The sequence below is a fragment of the Escherichia sp. MAL-1 genome (assembly GCF_052948035.1).
This window is the reverse complement of record NZ_CM129609.1, coordinates 1,531,500-1,547,230: the sequence shown is the minus strand read 5'-3', so window position 1 is coordinate 1,547,230 and position 15,731 is coordinate 1,531,500. Positions and strand designations below refer to the sequence as shown.

At 52.6% G+C, this 15,731-nt stretch carries 16 protein-coding genes; 1 reads left to right on the top strand and 15 read right to left on the bottom strand.

The genetic code is table 11. The features are described from left to right. The 14 genes from ACU8XX_RS07540 to pdxB form a co-directional block, all read right to left on the bottom strand. Positions 1-717, bottom strand: coding sequence for an ABC transporter permease (locus ACU8XX_RS07540; protein ID WP_000569958.1), 717 nt, complete (start codon positions 715-717; stop codon positions 1-3). After that, on the bottom strand, positions 714-1,400 hold the full coding sequence (gene hisQ / locus ACU8XX_RS07535; RefSeq protein ID WP_000965518.1) for a histidine ABC transporter permease HisQ: 687 nt from the start codon (positions 1,398-1,400) through the stop codon (positions 714-716). The genes ACU8XX_RS07540 and hisQ overlap by 4 nt, the downstream gene beginning before the upstream one ends. A gap of 89 nt (positions 1,401-1,489) precedes the next feature. Then, entirely contained in the window at positions 1,490-2,272 is a 783-nt protein-coding gene (gene hisJ / locus ACU8XX_RS07530; protein ID WP_000737621.1) for a histidine ABC transporter substrate-binding protein HisJ, read from the bottom strand. A 220-nt stretch (positions 2,273-2,492) separates the two neighbouring features. After that, positions 2,493-3,275, bottom strand: a complete 783-nt coding sequence (argT, locus tag ACU8XX_RS07525) for a lysine/arginine/ornithine ABC transporter substrate-binding protein ArgT (RefSeq protein ID WP_000748271.1) — start codon at positions 3,273-3,275, stop codon at positions 2,493-2,495. Between the two features lie 265 nt (positions 3,276-3,540). Further along, positions 3,541-4,110: a flavin prenyltransferase UbiX gene (gene ubiX, locus ACU8XX_RS07520; RefSeq protein WP_000825700.1), complete on the bottom strand. Its 570-nt coding sequence runs from the start codon at positions 4,108-4,110 to the stop codon at positions 3,541-3,543. Between the two features lie 94 nt (positions 4,111-4,204). After that, positions 4,205-5,722, bottom strand: a complete 1,518-nt coding sequence (purF, locus tag ACU8XX_RS07515; protein WP_000334220.1) for an amidophosphoribosyltransferase — start codon at positions 5,720-5,722, stop codon at positions 4,205-4,207. A gap of 36 nt (positions 5,723-5,758) precedes the next feature. Then, positions 5,759-6,247: a colicin V production protein gene (gene cvpA, locus ACU8XX_RS07510; RefSeq protein WP_000262113.1), complete on the bottom strand. Its 489-nt coding sequence runs from the start codon at positions 6,245-6,247 to the stop codon at positions 5,759-5,761. Positions 6,248-6,505: 258 nt separating this feature from the next. Then, the gene (gene dedD, locus ACU8XX_RS07505) at positions 6,506-7,168 is read right to left on the bottom strand and encodes a cell division protein DedD (RefSeq protein ID WP_000146992.1); all 663 of its coding nucleotides are present in this window, start codon (positions 7,166-7,168) and stop codon (positions 6,506-6,508) included. Further along, a complete protein-coding gene (gene folC / locus ACU8XX_RS07500) occupies positions 7,158-8,426 on the bottom strand; it encodes a bifunctional tetrahydrofolate synthase/dihydrofolate synthase (RefSeq protein WP_000584546.1) in 1,269 nt (422 codons plus the stop codon). Before folC ends, dedD begins: the two co-directional genes overlap by 11 nt. A 69-nt stretch (positions 8,427-8,495) precedes the next feature. Next, the gene (gene accD / locus ACU8XX_RS07495) at positions 8,496-9,410 is read right to left on the bottom strand and encodes an acetyl-CoA carboxylase, carboxyltransferase subunit beta (RefSeq protein ID WP_000118404.1); all 915 of its coding nucleotides are present in this window, start codon (positions 9,408-9,410) and stop codon (positions 8,496-8,498) included. A gap of 155 nt (positions 9,411-9,565) precedes the next feature. After that, positions 9,566-10,225: a DedA family protein gene (locus ACU8XX_RS07490; RefSeq protein WP_000364335.1), complete on the bottom strand. Its 660-nt coding sequence runs from the start codon at positions 10,223-10,225 to the stop codon at positions 9,566-9,568. Positions 10,226-10,307: 82 nt separating this feature from the next. After that, positions 10,308-11,120 carry a tRNA pseudouridine(38-40) synthase TruA gene (gene truA, locus ACU8XX_RS07485; protein WP_001283585.1) on the bottom strand — a complete coding sequence of 271 codons (813 nt, stop codon included), beginning with the start codon at positions 11,118-11,120 and terminating at the stop codon, positions 10,308-10,310. Then, positions 11,120-12,133, bottom strand: coding sequence for an aspartate-semialdehyde dehydrogenase (locus ACU8XX_RS07480; RefSeq protein WP_001289167.1), 1,014 nt, complete (start codon positions 12,131-12,133; stop codon positions 11,120-11,122). The genes truA and ACU8XX_RS07480 overlap by 1 nt, the downstream gene beginning before the upstream one ends. Before the next feature lie 65 nt (positions 12,134-12,198). Further along, on the bottom strand, positions 12,199-13,335 hold the full coding sequence (pdxB, locus tag ACU8XX_RS07475; RefSeq protein ID WP_000699145.1) for a 4-phosphoerythronate dehydrogenase PdxB: 1,137 nt from the start codon (positions 13,333-13,335) through the stop codon (positions 12,199-12,201). 98 nt (positions 13,336-13,433) lie between these two features. Between pdxB and flk the strand changes: the two genes are divergently transcribed. After that, the gene (flk, locus tag ACU8XX_RS07470; protein WP_000615834.1) at positions 13,434-14,429 is read left to right on the top strand and encodes a flagella biosynthesis regulator Flk; all 996 of its coding nucleotides are present in this window, start codon (positions 13,434-13,436) and stop codon (positions 14,427-14,429) included. Here flk and ACU8XX_RS07465 read toward each other — a convergent pair. Beyond that, positions 14,426-15,604 (bottom strand): MFS transporter, encoded by a 1,179-nt coding sequence (locus ACU8XX_RS07465; protein WP_000127781.1) that lies wholly within the window; start codon positions 15,602-15,604, stop codon positions 14,426-14,428. The genes flk and ACU8XX_RS07465 overlap by 4 nt on opposite strands. Positions 15,605-15,731 lie beyond the last annotated feature (127 nt).

Sequence of the window (15,731 nt, the reverse complement as noted above, 5' to 3'; positions counted from 1 at the left end):
TCAGTGCGTTGAAGAAGGTTTCACATGCTGCAACCAGCGTTTTTCCGCTCTGCGAAAGAGGCTGATCAGGACATAAGAGATGATTAAATAGAGCACCGCGGCAATGCCGAAGGCGGTAAAAGGTTGATACGTGGCGGCGTTAATATCGCGGGCTATTTTCAGCAGATCCGGCACCGTGGCAGTAAATGCCAACGCAGTAGAGTGCAGCATCAGGATCACTTCGTTGCTGTATGCCGGTAACGCAATACGCAGCGCAGAAGGCAAAATAATGCAGCGATACATTTTAAAAGTCGAGAAGCCATAGGCTCTGGCGGCTTCAATTTCCCCATGCGGAACCGAACGGATTGCCCCAGCAAAAATCTCGGTAGTGTAAGCGCAGGTGTTAAGCGTCAGCGCCAGCACGGTACAGTTCAGGCCACTGCGGAAGAAAGCGTTAAGGAATTCGGTTCCCTTAACAATCTCAAGCGTGTACATGCCGGAATAGAACACCAGCAACTGAACATACAGCGGCGTACCGCGAAAAATATAGGTAAATAACCAGATTGGAAACTGGATGTATTTATTACTGGAGACACGACCAATCGCCAGAAACAGCGCCAGGACTCCGCCTATCACTACCGACAAAATAAGCAGCCACAGAGTGATCGCCACACCAGTAAAGCGATAACCGTCGGTCCACAGCAGCGGTTTCCAGTATTCATGTAAGATTTCGATCACAGGTCAGCCCTCTTCACACCCACGGAGTAGCGGCGCTCAAGGAACAGCAGCACACCATTGGAAACAGTGGTGAAAACCAGGTAAATCACGCCACAGACGATGGCGAAATAGAACGGTTCCCAGGTACTTTTGCCTGCCAGTTGGGTGGCTTTGACCACATCTTCCAGGCCGAGTAACGAAACCAGTGCGGTAGATTTGAGGATCACCTGCCAGTTGTTGCCAATGCCTGGCAGGGCGTAACGCATCATCGCCGGAAACATGATCCGCCGAAACACTTGCCCACGAGTAAAACCGAACGCCGTCGCCGCCTCTATATGTCCTTTCGGCACTGCCATAAAAGCACCACGGAACGTTTCGGTAAAATAAGCACCGTAGATAAAACCGAGAGTGATAATACCAGCGACCATCGGATCGATATCAATCTGCCCGACGCCCATCGCCTCCGTCACCGTGTTTAGCGCAATCTGCAAACCGTAGAAAATCAGCAGCATCAACACTAAGTCCGGCACGCCACGAATCAGCGTGGTGTACCCTTCGAAAATCAGCCCCGAAAGCCGATTTTGCGAGAGCTTACCGCCAGCGCCAATTAAACCGATGATTACAGCGAGCACTACAGAGCTGATAGCCAGCTCCAGCGTGACGAGCGCACCCTGTAAAATAACACCTGAAAACCCATACAACATGCTGCCTGTCCTGTCGTGTGTGGTGAATTACCGCCTCTTGTCTCCCTCCGGTTACCCGAAGGGAGCGGGCTTTCTTTCACCGATGGCGATTAGCCACCATAAACATCAAAATCGAAGTACTTTTTCGCTAATTTCTCGTAAGTACCGTCAGCGCGCATTTCGGCAAAGGCTTTGTTCAGTGCTTCGCGCAGTTCGTTATCTTCTTTACGCAGGCCCATGCCGGTCCCTACGCCAAACAGTTTTTCATCTTTAACAGACGGGCCACCGAATTTGTAATCTTTACCGACAGGTTGTTTGAGGAAACCTTCGCTGGCAGCGACCTCATCCTGGAACGCGGCATCAATACGTCCGGCAGTCAGGTCAGAATAAATGTTGTCCTGCCCCTGATACGAGACGATTTCAATGCCTTTTGGTGCCCAATGTTCATTACCGAACGTCTCCTGGGTGGTGCCCTGCAATACGCCTACCCGTTTGCCTTTCAGCGACTCGACTGTCGGCTGAATGTCAGAATTTTTCGCCACCACCAAACGAGAATCGGCAGCGTACAGTTTGTCGGTGAAGGCTATTTCTTGCTGACGTTTTTCCGTAATGGAAAGCGATGACATGATGGCGTCAATCTTCTTCGCTTTTAAGGACGGGATTAACGCATCCAGCGGATTTTCGACAAACGTACATTGCGTATTGATGCGTTTGCATAATTCCTTTGCCAGATCGATATCGAAGCCAACCAGTTCGCCTTGTGAATTTTTTGATTCAAATGGCGCATAGGTCGGGTCGGTACCGATGCGGATGTTTTGCGGAATCGCAGCAAACGCCGCAGTTGCGCTGGAGAAGGCCAGAACCAGAGAGAGCGATAGCACCAGTTTTTTCATAATGTCCTCAACTGACAGTCTTTTTATAGGGAATATTTACAGGTTTGTTACACTTATCGTGCCATAAAATTGACCATCAAGGCAAAATATCCCGCCCCGTTAGACGTATTATTTTTCATTAAAAATGCTTAAGTATGCATTTCAATGCACCACGATAGTGCAACAAACCTGGCGTGCACCATGATGATCATTCCATCAGGTACAGCTTCCCAGCGACGTATCAGTCACCGTAGACATTAAAGTCGAAATACTTTTTCGCCATCTTGTCGTAGGTGCCGTCCTGACGCAGCTCGCCAAGCGCCTTATTGAAGGCAGCCGTCAGTTCAGCATCATCTTTACGTAGCCCTACACCGGTGCCATCACCGAAGTATTTTTTGTCTTTTACTGATGAGCCAGCAAAGGCGAAATCTTTACCAGCAGGTTGCTTGAGGAATCCTTCGCTGGCAGCAACTTCATCTTGTAACGCAGCATCCAGACGTCCTGCAGCCAGATCGGAATAGACCAAATCCTGGTTGGCATAGGCCACCACATCCACGCCTTTACTACGCCAGGTCTCGTTAGCGTAAGCTTCCTGGGTTGATCCCTGCAGCACACCAACATGTTTACCTTTCAGTGAATCCAGCGTTGGCTGAATCGGTGAACCTTTGGCCGCAATCAAACGAGAATCTGCGGCGTACAGCTTGTCGGAGAAGGCAATCTCCTGCTGACGTTTATCGGTAATGGAAAGCGACGAAATAATAGCGTCGATTTTTTTCGCTTTCAGTGAGGGGATCAGCGCGTCAAAGTCACTGGCAACCCAGGTACATTTCACCTGCATCCGTTTGCACATCTCGTTACCGAGATCGATATCAAAGCCAACAAAATCACCTTTAGCATCTTTCGATGAGAACGGTGCGTAGGTGGTATCGGTTCCGATACGTACCGTCTCCGGTAGCGCCGCATAGCTGGAAGCCGCTGTGGAGAGACCGACTAACAAAGACAGAGCGAGAATCGACTTCTTCATACATAACCCTCAAGTGAAAATGGCTTTTTTATGTTGTGTATTGTGTTGTGTGTTTGCAGGCTCTTTCATGCAGGTCTTATGCCATCTTGACGACAACAGTAACATTCAACGTTAAATATGTTAATAAGACGTTGCATTATTGTCCTGAAGTTGAAGATAGCAGGTATAGCGGTTGAATCGCAGCGTTTCGATTGAATGGCAGAAACAAAATGTCGAGGATTTGATCGCGGTTGCAAAATTGCCCTGAAACAGGGCAACAGCGGAGTTATGCGCCCTGCCAGCGGGCAAAGAGATCTTCAGGAAGGGTTATCGCAAACTGGTCAAGAACACGATTAACCGTCTGATTTATCACATCATCAAGGGATTGCGGGCGATGATAAAACGCCGGAACGGGAGGCATAATCACCGCACCGATTTCTGCCGCCTGAGTCATTAAACGCAGATGGCCTAAGTGCAATGGTGTTTCACGCACGCAGAGCACCAACGGGCGACGCTCTTTCAGCACCACATCTGCCGCACGGGTCAGTAAGCCATCAGTATAGCTATGGACAATGCCGGAAAGGGTTTTGATTGAACAGGGTAAAATCACCATCCCCAGCGTCTGGAAAGAACCGGAAGAGATGCTGGCGGCAATATCGCGCGCATCGTGCGTGACATCGGCTAATGCCTGCACTTCGCGCAGAGAAAAATCCGTTTCGAGGGATAAGGTCTGGCGCGCTGCCTGGCTCATCACCAGATGCGTTTCGATATCTGTGACATCGCGCAGAACCTGTAATAAGCGCACGCCATAAATCGCGCCGCTGGCACCGCTGATGCCTACAATGAGTCGTTTCATAAATAGTTGCCCTGTCAGACTTGCAGGCAGACTTTGCAGGATTTCGGCGGGAGTTGCAAGTCAGGGTGCCAGACCGGCACCCTCAGCGAAGGCATCATCCTTCGTTATGCATTTCGAGATTTTCCACTTCGTTCTGACGTTGCACTGCTTTGGCGTCATCATTACGTAACGTATCGAGGAAATCGAGGTAGCCCTGATCAACATCTTTGGTGACGTAGACGCCGTTGAACACCGAGCATTCAAACTGCTGGATATCCGGATTTTCAGCGCGAACGGCGTCGATCAGATCGTTCAGATCCTGGAAAATCAACCCGTCAGCACCGATGATCTGGCGAATTTCATCAACTTCGCGACCGTGAGCGATCAGTTCCGTGGCGCTCGGCATATCAATACCATAAACGTTCGGGAAGCGAATTTCCGGTGCCGCAGAAGCGAGGTACACTTTCTTCGCTCCGGCTTCGCGTGCCATCTCGATAATCTGCTCAGAAGTGGTGCCACGGACGATGGAGTCGTCGACCAGCAGGACGTTTTTATCGCGGAACTCGGCGCGGTTGGCATTCAGTTTACGGCGCACGGACTTACGACGCAGCTGCTGGCCCGGCATGATAAAGGTGCGGCCAACATAGCGGTTTTTAACGAAGCCCTGGCGGTACGGTTTGCCCAGAATACGAGCAATTTCCAGCGCGATATCACACGAGGTTTCTGGGATCGGGATCACCACGTCGATATCCAGATCTTCCCATTCGCGGGCAATTTTCTCGCCCAGTTTCGTGCCCATATTCACACGCGCGCTGTAAACGGAAATTTTGTCGATAAACGAGTCCGGGCGGGCAAAGTATACATACTCAAACAGGCACGGATTGCTGACCGGATTGTCAGCACATTGACGGGTAAACAACTGCCCTTCTTCAGTGATGTAAATCGCTTCGCCCGGCGCGACGTCACGCAGGAAATCAAAGCCCAGCGTATCGAGCGCTACGCTTTCGGAAGCGACCATATATTCTGTACGGTTCTCGTCAATATCACGTTTTCCCAGTACCAGCGGACGAATCCCGTTTGGATCGCGGAAAGCAACCATACCGTGGCCGATAATCATCGCCACACAGGCATACGCGCCGCGGATTAAGCGGTTTGTGGCAGCAATGGCAGCGAAAATATTGTCGGCTTCCAGCGGGTAGTGGCGGAAGTTGTCCAGCTCGCTGGCGAAGATATTAAGCAGAATTTCCGAGTCGGAAGTGGTGTTGATGTGGCGGCGTTTTTCTTCAAACAGTTTTTTACGCAACTCGTGAGCGTTGGTCAGATTGCCGTTGTGGGCAAGCGTAATGCCATACGGGGAGTTAACGTAAAACGGCTGCGCTTCAGAGGCGCTGGAGCTGCCAGCCGTGGGGTAACGCACATGACCAATGCCCATATTGCCCTGCAAACGCTGCATATGGCGAGCTTCAAATACATCGCTCACCAGCCCGTTCGCTTTACGCAAACGGAAGCAGTTATTGGCATCTATGGTGATGATGCCGGCGGCATCCTGACCGCGATGCTGAAGCACCGTTAAGGCATCATAAATCGACTGGTTAACCGGCATAACACCGGCGATACCGACAATACCGCACATACGTCTTTTTCCTCGTTAAGCCACATCTCAGAGCACTTACGCTCTGGGCAAGAAACTTGACGAGCTTTGCAGATAATCAAAAAACCATCTGATGATAAAACTGAATTGCGGGATCAGCTGTGATTTGCTCCAGTCTTCGCTTTTCGACACCCCGGTAAAGGAGTCGAGAAAGAAGAGAATGGCAGCAACAATCAACACACCGCGCAACGCACCGAAACAGACGCCCAGCACCCGATCGGTGCCTGACAACCCCGTTTTCTCCACCAACTGGCCTATCACGAAGTTCACGATAGCACCAACGATCAGGGTAGCGATAAACAGTACCGCGATGGCAATCCCATTTCGAACCAGTTCGTCTTCAAAGCCCGTAAACCAGACTGACAGGTAAGTGTAGTAATGACTGGCAACAAAGAAAGCACAACCCCATGTCACCAGCGATAACGCTTCACGAACAAAGCCGCGGATCAGGCTAACCAGAGAGGAAAAAGCAATCACCGCGATTATGGCGTAATCAATCCAGACCATATGTGTCCCACGATTTTACGCCCTGTCATCCTGTTCGGGGCGCATTCTAACAGAAAAAGAAAACGTTTGCGTAGGGATTTCCTTCCCGCGCATCAATAAAAATGGCGCTGAAAAAATATTCAACGCCATCGACTTTTTATGCCTTTGCGGCATCGGGCAATGCGTGTCGGATGCGGCGTAAACGCCTTATCCGACCTACGGTTCTAACACTGCCCAGGCCTGATAAGACGCGCCAGCGTCGCATCAGGCAAGACTGTATTAATTCGGCGTATAGCCCATTACCACGCCACTTAAGCCAGAAAGTTGCTTCAACTCACCCAGCGAACCTTTCAGCTTATCTTTCGAGGCATCCGGCCCAACCAGAATACGGGTAATTTTACCCTGCACTGGCGTGGATGGCGACGTATAAACCCGATAACCGGCACCGCGCAGCTTACCGACAATCTCATTCACTTTATCGGCATTTTTCAGCGCACCCAGTTGCACAACATAGGCTTTACCCGTTGGCGCTGCTTTTTCTTCCACGACCGGCTTCGGTTCTGGCTTCGGCGCAGGTGGTGCTTCAACCTTCGGTTTAGGCGGCTCCACCGGTTTCGGCTTCGGTGGGGCGACCGGTGCAGGTTCCGGTTCAAACTCGGTGTTATTGGCTGCAATAGTGGCCGGATCGAGCGACGGTGCTGCGGCATCACCTGCCCGCACCTCTTCCGCTGCGCCTTCCGGCGGCTGCGTCGGTAACGCCTGGGTGGCGGCTGGCATCATATCAGGCTCATCACGATCGCCCGCTTTCGGCACCAGCGGGATAGCCGCGAACTCATCCTGATAATGTTTTTTCTGCCCGTCCAGCAGCCCTGGAAGTACAATCACCCCCAGCGCCACCAGCACGATCGTGCCCACTAACCGATTCTGAAACTTACTTGCCACCGCTTCTCCTCGCGTCAATCACTTCCATGACATGTGCGACCGTGTGGAAAGAACCACACACCAGCACGGTGTCTTCCGCTTTAGCGTCCGCCATTGCGGCATCCCATGCCTGCGCAACGCTATCAAATGATTTGCCGTTACCCAAATGCTCAAGCAGTTGTTCTGCCGTGGCACCGCGCGGCCCTTCCAGTGGCGCACAATACCAGTCATCAACCACGCTTTTCAACCAGGCCAGAGTTCCGGCAATATCTTTATCATGTAGCATACCGATAACCGCCAGCACGCGCCCGTTTTTCGGTAGCGCTTTCATACGCCCGGTGAGATATTCCGCCGCATGTGGATTATGCGCGACATCAAAAATAACGCGTGGCGACTCGCTCACAATCTGGAAACGTCCCGGCAAAATTGCGCTGGCAATCCCGTCGCGAATGGCATTTTCACTGACTTCCAGCCCGCTGGCACGCAGTGCCGCCAGCGCTGTTGCGGCATTCGGTTGCGGGACAAGCGGCAACGGCAGATTTTCCAGCGTGCCGTGAGCATCGCTAAACGCCCAGTCATGATCGGTGACGGAATAGTTCCACTCAACGCCCCGACGTTGTAACAGTGCACCTTTTTCCTGCGCCACATCAGCAATGGTAGAAGGCATTTCCGGCTCACCGACAATTGCCGGTTTTTCGCTGCGGAAGATGCCTGCTTTCTCGCGACCAATACTTTCGCGATCTGGACCCAGCCAGTCGGTATGATCCAGCGCAATACTGGTTACTACCGCGACATCGGCGTCGACAATATTGGTTGCGTCCAGACGACCGCCCAGCCCTACTTCCAGAATCACCACGTCAAGTTGTGCCTGCTTGAACAGCCACAACGCCGACAGCGTACCGTACTCGAAATAGGTCAGGGAAATATCACCGCGTGCCGATTCAATCTCCGCAAAAGAGGCGGTGTGGGCCGATTCCGGCAATTCCTGGCCCTGCACACGTACGCGCTCGGTATAACGCACCAGATGAGGCGAACTGTAGACGCCCACTTTGTACCCTGCCGCCATCAGAATCGACTCCAGCGTACGGCAGGTGGTGCCTTTGCCATTCGTACCCGCAACGGTAAACACAAATGGCGCTGGTTTCAGGACGCCAAGACGCGCCGCGACCAGGCTCACGCGCTCAAGGCCGAGATCGATAGTTTTACTGTGCAGGTTTTCCAGATAAGAAAGCCACGAAGCCAGAGGCGACGCGGCTTGAGGAGTGCGTTTGATAATCATGGTATCCGCTGATTCGTTACGGTGAGAATAGCAAAAGGGCAGAGCCAGTGGCCCTGCCCTTATCAGTTATCAGGCCTCAGGTTCCTGATCCGGTACCGGGGGTACCACTACGCCTTCACGCGGCGCTTCAGGATTCGGCGCTGGCAGATTCATCAACTTCGCCAGAATGCTCGCCAGTTTCAGGCGCATTTCCGGACGACGGACGATCATGTCGATCGCGCCTTTCTCGATCAGGAATTCACTGCGCTGGAATCCAGGCGGCAGTTTTTCGCGAACGGTCTGTTCGATAACACGCGGACCGGCAAAGCCGATTAACGCTTTCGGTTCAGCGATGTTGAGATCGCCCAGCATGGCGAAACTTGCAGAAACACCGCCCATCGTCGGGTCGGTCAGCACGGAGATGTACGGCAAGCCGCGCTCCTGCATTTTTGCCAGTGCCGCAGAGGTTTTCGCCATCTGCATCAGCGACATCAGTGCTTCCTGCATACGTGCGCCACCAGAGGCGGAGAAGCAGATCAGCGGGCAGTTATCTTCCAGCGCCTGCTCAACGGCACGCACGAAACGTGCACCCACAACAGACCCCATTGAACCGCCCATAAAGGCGAACTCGAATGCCGCAGCGACAACCGGCATTCCATACAGAGTGCCTTTCATCACCACCAGCGCATCTTTTTCGCCGGTTTCTTTCTGCGCAGATGCCAGACGGTCTTTATACTTCTTGGAGTCACGAAACTTCAGCACATCTTTCGGCTCAAGCTCGCTACCCAGCTCCACAAGGCTTCCTTCATCTAACAGGCTATGCAGGCGATTACGCGCTGTCATACGCATGTGATGGTCACACTTCGGACAGACCTCAAGATTACGTTCCAGCTCAGCGCGGTATAAAACCTGACCGCAGCTATCACACTTAGTCCACACCCCTTCAGGAATGCTCGCCTTGCGGGTGGGAGTAATGTTGCTTTTAATTCGTTCAATCCAGCTCATTAGGGACCTTTCTGTCTGAACCTGGTTCGATGCCAGTTTTATCTTTGGGGACGCATAATGCCATTTTTGCCCCCAACAGACCATGAATGTTGCACATTAAAACATAACAGCCCGAAACTTTGGATAAAAAAGTGGTCGAACCGCGGAGTTACTTTTTATTTTGCGGCGCGTGCCGCAGCGCGTTTGTGACGGATTATTTCGATGACGCCCGGCAAAATAGAAACCACAATAATCCCGACGATCAGCAGCTTAAGGTTATCCTGAACCATCGGGATTGTACCGAAGAAATAGCCTGCGTAGGTAAAAAGCAGTACCCACAACAGTGCGCCGATCACGTTATAAGCGGCGAAATGACGGTACGACATGTGGCCCATTCCCGCAACAAACGGGGCGAACGTTCTGACGATCGGCACAAAACGGGCGAGAATAATCGTTTTGCCGCCATGTTTCTCATAAAACTGATGGGTTTTGTCGAGATAACTGCGACGGAAAATTTTCGAATTGGGATTACTGAACAACTTTTCACCGAACAACCGCCCGATAGTGTAATTGACCGCGTCACCCACAATCGCGGCGATCAGCATCAGCACCACCATCATATGGACGTTGAGATCGTTGGTTTCCAGTGATGCCAACGCTCCGGCAACAAACAGCAATGAATCACCCGGTAAAAACGGCGTTACCACCAGACCGGTTTCACAGAACAAAATTAAGAACAAAATGGCATAAACCCAGACGCCGTACTCCGCGACCAGCTCTGCCAGATGCACGTCAATGTGCAGGATAAAATCGATGAGGAAATAAATCAGGTCCATATTTGCCTATGCCTTGTACTCGTCATCTTTCAGGCTGTAACTACGTTGGCTACAGCCTGAAATGTTCCGAGCATTATTCTCGTTAGTCCGCCAGAAATAGCGGGCCCATTGGCGGTTTTGGAAGATCATACCGGTCAGGGTAATCCACCGCGACCAGATACAGCCCTTCCGCTTTTGCCGTTGCTGCCGCCAGCGTTCTGTCCTTTGCCGCCAGCAACTCTGCTATCCAGCTCTCCGGCTGGTTGTGGGCACCGACTTCCATCAGGCTGCCGACAATATTCCTGACCATATGATGTACAAAAGCATTCGCTTTAATATCTACCACCACATAAGGACCGTGACGCGTGACATTAATATGCATAACGTTGCGCCACGGGGTTCGGGACTGGCACTGCACCGCACGGAACGAGGTGAAATCATTCTCGCCCAGCAAGCATTGCGCAGCCCGATGCATCCGTTCAGCGTCCAGCGGTTCGTAAAAATGGGTTACCCCTTTACTCAGTACCGCCGGGCGCAGCCGATGATTGTAGATGATGTAGCGATAACGGCGAGCCGTGGCGCTAAATCGGGCATGAAAATCATCAGGTACAGCTTTAACCCAACGCACAGCGATGTCACCAGGTAAATTCGCATTTACGCCCAAGGTCCACGCCGCGTCTTTGCGCAGCGCGGTTGTTTCGAAATGCACAACCTGCCCGGTACCGTGTACCCCTGCGTCAGTACGCCCGGCGCAGAAGACGGTGATGGGTTCGTTCGCCACCTGGGAGAGCGCCTTTTCCAGCTTCTCCTGCACACTGCGGACTTCGTTCTGCCGTTGCCAGCCGTAATACTTACTGCCGTCGTACTCAATGCCCAGCGCAATTTTATAAACTGGCGGTTGTTGCTGGTCGGACATTAGTACAGATACTCCTGCACCAGTTTCTCGGCGATTTTTACTGCCATCAGCGCGCCGCCAAAGCGAACGTTATCGGCCACCGACCAGAACTGGACTTGCTCCGGCATACCGTAGTCATTACGCACGCAGCCAACAGAAAGATGCGGCGTACCCGAAGCATCACCTACCTGAGTTGGGAATTCGTTCTCTTCAGAGAGCACAATATCTTCGCCTTGAACAAACGCATCACGCGCTTCTTCTGCTGCCAGTGGACGCAGAGCTTCAAAGTTGACCATCTGGGCATGACCGTAGAATACCGGTGCCTGGACGACGCTAGCCGAAATCATCAGCCCTTCGTCCTGCAGGATTTTGCGTACTTCGTCAACGATACGACGTTCTTCACGCACGCTACCTTCGCTATCCGGCAGTAACGGCAGCATGTTGAACGCCAGCTGACGCCCGAAGAAATCTTCTTCGTCAATCGGAATGCCGTTGAGCAATTTCGCACTCTGCCCCGCTAACGCATCGACCGCTTTTTTGCCCTGGGCGGAGGCTGAAATCAGGCTGGTAACGCTGATACGTGATAAACCGCCCTGATCGATTAACGGTTTCAGTGCCGCCAGCAGCTGGCTGGTCAGACTGTCTGGTACGGCGATGACATTCCGGTTCCGGTAATCTGTCAGTACAAACGGGTTTACTTCCGGCACCACCAGCGGTACGTCGGGTTCGAGAGCAAACAATCCACTGCTGTCGATCACCAGGCAACCTGAGTTGGTCGCTTCTTCAACCCAGGCAGCGGTAGCTTCTTTGCCTGCGACAAAAAATGCCAGCTGCGCCTGCGTCCAGTCGAATTCAGCGGCATCCTGCACGGTGATTGTCTTACCACCAAAGCGCAGTTGTTCGCCTGCGCTTTCGTTACGTGCCAGTGCATAAATTTCCCCAACCGGGAACTGACGTTCAGCCAGCGTTTCAAGCAGGGCTTCGCCCACAGCGCCAGTTGCGCCCAGGACGGCAATGTTCCAGCCTTCAGACATGGTGGTTTACTCCAGAAATAGCAAAGCTCCCTGCCAATGTTACAGCAGAGAGCATGAAGAAGAGATTAACGTGCCGGATGATGAACGGCGTTAAAACCCAGTTTACACAGCAATGATGCCGCACTGGCGTCATCACAAATTACATACAGAGATGACCATTCACGGCGCTCAAGATAGTTTTTGCGCAGTTTATCGAACTCACCCGGTATCCCGGCGACTTTACGCAGCGGTGCGTCATCGCGGCGCACATCATACACCAAATGCACCAGCCTTTTCAGCGTCGGTTGATCGAGCGGGCCATGCAGCGTAATGCGACCAAACTCTGGCGCAGGCAGTAATGTATCCAGCGCAACGTGCTGTTCATGCCCAATAAACTTGCTATAAGCTTCAAACACTTGCGTAGTACCGCGTGCTTTACCTTCCAGGGTATAGCCTGCGATATGCGGCGTGCCGATATCCACTTTTTTCAGCAGCTCGACGTTGAGTTCCGGTTCGCCTTCCCAGACATCCAGCACTACGCTTAACTTCTGGCCTTCATTCAGGCAGGTCAGCAACGCAGTATTATCGACGACTGCGCCACGGCAGGCGTTAATCAGAATCGCTCCGGGCTTCAGGCTACGGATCAGTTTTTCATCCGCCAGATGTAGCGTTTTGTACGGACCATCTTTAAAGAGTGGCGTATGGAAAGTCAGAATATCCGCGCGCTGGACTAACTCATCCAGCGAGCGGAAATCACCCTCATCCCCACGGTCGGCGCGAGGCGGATCGCAAAGTAAGGTTTTAATCCCTAACGCTTCCAGTCGCGCCTGCAATCGACGTCCAACGTTACCAACGCCCACGATCCCCACCGTACGGTCGTACAGTGAAAATCCATCGCGTTCGGCAAGCATCAGCAGGGAGGAGAAAACATATTCCACCACCGCAATCGCATTACAGCCAGGTGCAGCGGAAAAACCAATTCCCGCCTGCTTCAACCATGCTTCATCGACATGGTCGGTCCCCGCAGTGGCAGTGCCAACAAATTTAATGGGTTTTCCTGCCAGCAAAGATTCATTCACTTTCGTGACCGAACGCACCATCAGCGCATCCGCGTCTGCCAGTTGAGCGACGGGGATTGGACGCCCGGGAACCGCGGTCACCTCACCCAAACGGCTAAATAAGTCGCGGGCATAAGGCATATTTTCATCAACAAGGATTTTCACGTTTGTGTTACCTGTATGAGACGAGAGTTAACCGGACAAGTGTGCCATAATCTCGCGGCCAGGCATACTTGCGAAGATTTCAGGTATAAGGATACGTAATGATACAACCTATTTCCGGCCCTCCTCCTGGGCAACCACCAGGTCAGGGAGATAATCTGCCGTCTGGCACGGGCAATCAGCCTTTATCCAGTCAGCAACGTACTTCGCTGGAAAGCTTAATGACGAAAGTGACCTCACTGACGCAACAGCAAAGAGCAGAACTGTGGGCGGGTATCAGGCACGATATTGGTCTGTCGGGAGATTCACCGCTGCTTTCGCGTCACTTCCCTGCCGCTGAGCATAATCTGGCGCAACGTCTGCTGGCCGCGCAAAAAAGCCATTCTGCCCGCCAGCTTTTAGCGCAATTAGGGGAGTATTTACGTCTGGGGAATAATCGTCAGGCGGTCACGGATTATATCCGTCATAACTTTGGTCAGACGCCGCTGAATCAGCTCTCACCGGAGCAATTAAAAACCATTCTCACCCTGTTGCAGGAAGGGAAGATGGTTATTCCGCAACCACAGCAGCGCGAGGCGACCGACCGTCCTTTATTACCGGCGGAGCACAATGCGCTAAAACAGCTGGTGACCAAACTTGCGGCGGCAACGGGGGAACCCAGCAAACAGATCTGGCAATCGATGCTGGAACTTTCCGGGGTGAAAGATGGCGAGTTAATTCCAGCGAAACTGTTTAACCATCTGGTGACCTGGCTACAGGCGCGTCAGACGCTAAGCCAGCAAAATACGCCGACGCTGGAATCACTACAGATGACGCTAAAACAACCTTTAGATGCCAGTGAACTGGCAGCGTTATCGGCATATATCCAGCAAAAATATGGTCTTTCTGCGCAATCATCGCTTTCTTCTGCCCAGGCCGAGGATATTCTTAATCAGCTTTATCAACGGCGGGTTAAAGGGATTGATCCGCGTGTTATGCAACCGCTGCTTAATCCTTTTCCACCGATGATGGACACGTTGCAAAATATGGCAACGCGTCCCGCGCTGTGGATACTGTTAGTCGCGATTATCCTGATGCTGGTCTGGCTGGTTCGTTAACCCCGACGAAATGACAGTATCGTGACAATAATACCCAGCACCGCAGAGATCGCCCCGGCAAGAAATACCGAAGAGTAACCAAACGTGGTCGCCAGCATTCCCGCCAGCGGCCCGGAGACGCCGAGGGCGATATCCTGAAACGCGGCGTAACCGCCCAGTGCGGTGCCGCGAACTTGTGAGGGGACGCGTTTAACCACCTCCACGCCCAGCGCAGGAAAGATAAGCGAACATCCGGCTCCGGTTAACGCCGCGCCCGCTAATGCGACCCATGCACCTGGGGCTTGCCAGAGCAGCAACAAGCCCACCGTTTCTACAAGCAGAGAGACAATCGCCACTTTCACGCCGCCAAAACGGTCCGGCATCCAGCCAAACATGACGCGCATCACGACAAATGCGCCGCCAAACGCGGTAAGAGTAAAGCCCGCCATCGCCCATCCTTTGCTGGCAAAGTAGAGCGAAACGAAAGTCCCGATAACAGCAAAACCAACGCCTTGTAGTGCCAGACCTAACCCTGGTTTCCAGATAAGCCCGACAACGCTCCACAGCGATGGACGTTCTCCCGCCAGGGCCGGTACTTTGCGCACTGTGCCGTTACAGGCCCACGCCAGTACGGGTAATACCATTGTGGTGATCGCCAGTGCGGCAAAACCGTAATGGCTATGAATCAACAGGCCAAGCGGAGCACCAACAGCGAGGGCACCGTAAATCGCCATTCCGTTCCATGACATCACTTTGCCAGAGTGTTTTGGCCCTACGATGCCTAGTCCCCAGGTCAGAGCGCCTGTCAGTAACTGACTTTCACCAAAGCCAAGAATCAAACGCCCGACGACCAACAGAGCAAATTTGAACGGTGCGGAGACAGGCAAAATCGCCGCCAGCAGCAACGCGCCGCCAGCCAGACCACAAGCTAACATTCCCTGAAGCGCCGAACGTTTTGCACCATATTGATCGGCCAGTCGCCCGGCGTAACCACGCGTCAGCACCGTAGCCAGAAACTGAATCCCGACGGCAATGCCGACCATGGTATTGCCATAGCCCAGTTCATGATGAACAAACAGCGGGATAACCGGCAACGGCAACCCTACGGTCATGTAGGTGAGAAAAACCGCAAAAGCGATGCGGAAGAGCGAAAAATTGGCAGAAGATCGTGTTTCGGTTTGGCTTACAGCAGTCATGCATTACTCCAGAATGCAGCGCAAGGCGAGGAGTATCCCCGTCTCATCTCTCTGGTTTCAGGGTTACGGTGCGTTGGCAGGATTTAACGCGTACGTCTTTTCAGAAGGAAATCGACAAAGCGGGAAG

Excerpts from the sequence above, each read along its gene's own strand:
- hisQ (WP_000965518.1), bottom strand. The coding sequence starts at position 1,400 with ATGTTGTATGGGTTTTCAGGTGTTATTTTACAGGGTGCGCTCGTCACG.
- hisJ (WP_000737621.1), bottom strand. The coding sequence starts at position 2,272 with ATGAAAAAACTGGTGCTATCGCTCTCTCTGGTTCTGGCCTTCTCCAGC.
- argT (WP_000748271.1), bottom strand. The coding sequence starts at position 3,275 with ATGAAGAAGTCGATTCTCGCTCTGTCTTTGTTAGTCGGTCTCTCCACA.
- ubiX (WP_000825700.1), bottom strand. The coding sequence starts at position 4,110 with ATGAAACGACTCATTGTAGGCATCAGCGGTGCCAGCGGCGCGATTTAT.
- purF (WP_000334220.1), bottom strand. The coding sequence starts at position 5,722 with ATGTGCGGTATTGTCGGTATCGCCGGTGTTATGCCGGTTAACCAGTCG.
- cvpA (WP_000262113.1), bottom strand. The coding sequence starts at position 6,247 with ATGGTCTGGATTGATTACGCCATAATCGCGGTGATTGCTTTTTCCTCT.
- folC (WP_000584546.1), bottom strand. The coding sequence starts at position 8,426 with ATGATTATCAAACGCACTCCTCAAGCCGCGTCGCCTCTGGCTTCGTGG.
- accD (WP_000118404.1), bottom strand. The coding sequence starts at position 9,410 with ATGAGCTGGATTGAACGAATTAAAAGCAACATTACTCCCACCCGCAAG.
- ACU8XX_RS07490 (WP_000364335.1), bottom strand. The coding sequence starts at position 10,225 with ATGGACCTGATTTATTTCCTCATCGATTTTATCCTGCACATTGACGTG.
- truA (WP_001283585.1), bottom strand. The coding sequence starts at position 11,120 with ATGTCCGACCAGCAACAACCGCCAGTTTATAAAATTGCGCTGGGCATT.
- ACU8XX_RS07480 (WP_001289167.1), bottom strand. The coding sequence starts at position 12,133 with ATGTCTGAAGGCTGGAACATTGCCGTCCTGGGCGCAACTGGCGCTGTG.
- flk (WP_000615834.1), top strand. The coding sequence starts at position 13,434 with ATGATACAACCTATTTCCGGCCCTCCTCCTGGGCAACCACCAGGTCAG.
- ACU8XX_RS07465 (WP_000127781.1), bottom strand. The coding sequence starts at position 15,604 with ATGACTGCTGTAAGCCAAACCGAAACACGATCTTCTGCCAATTTTTCG.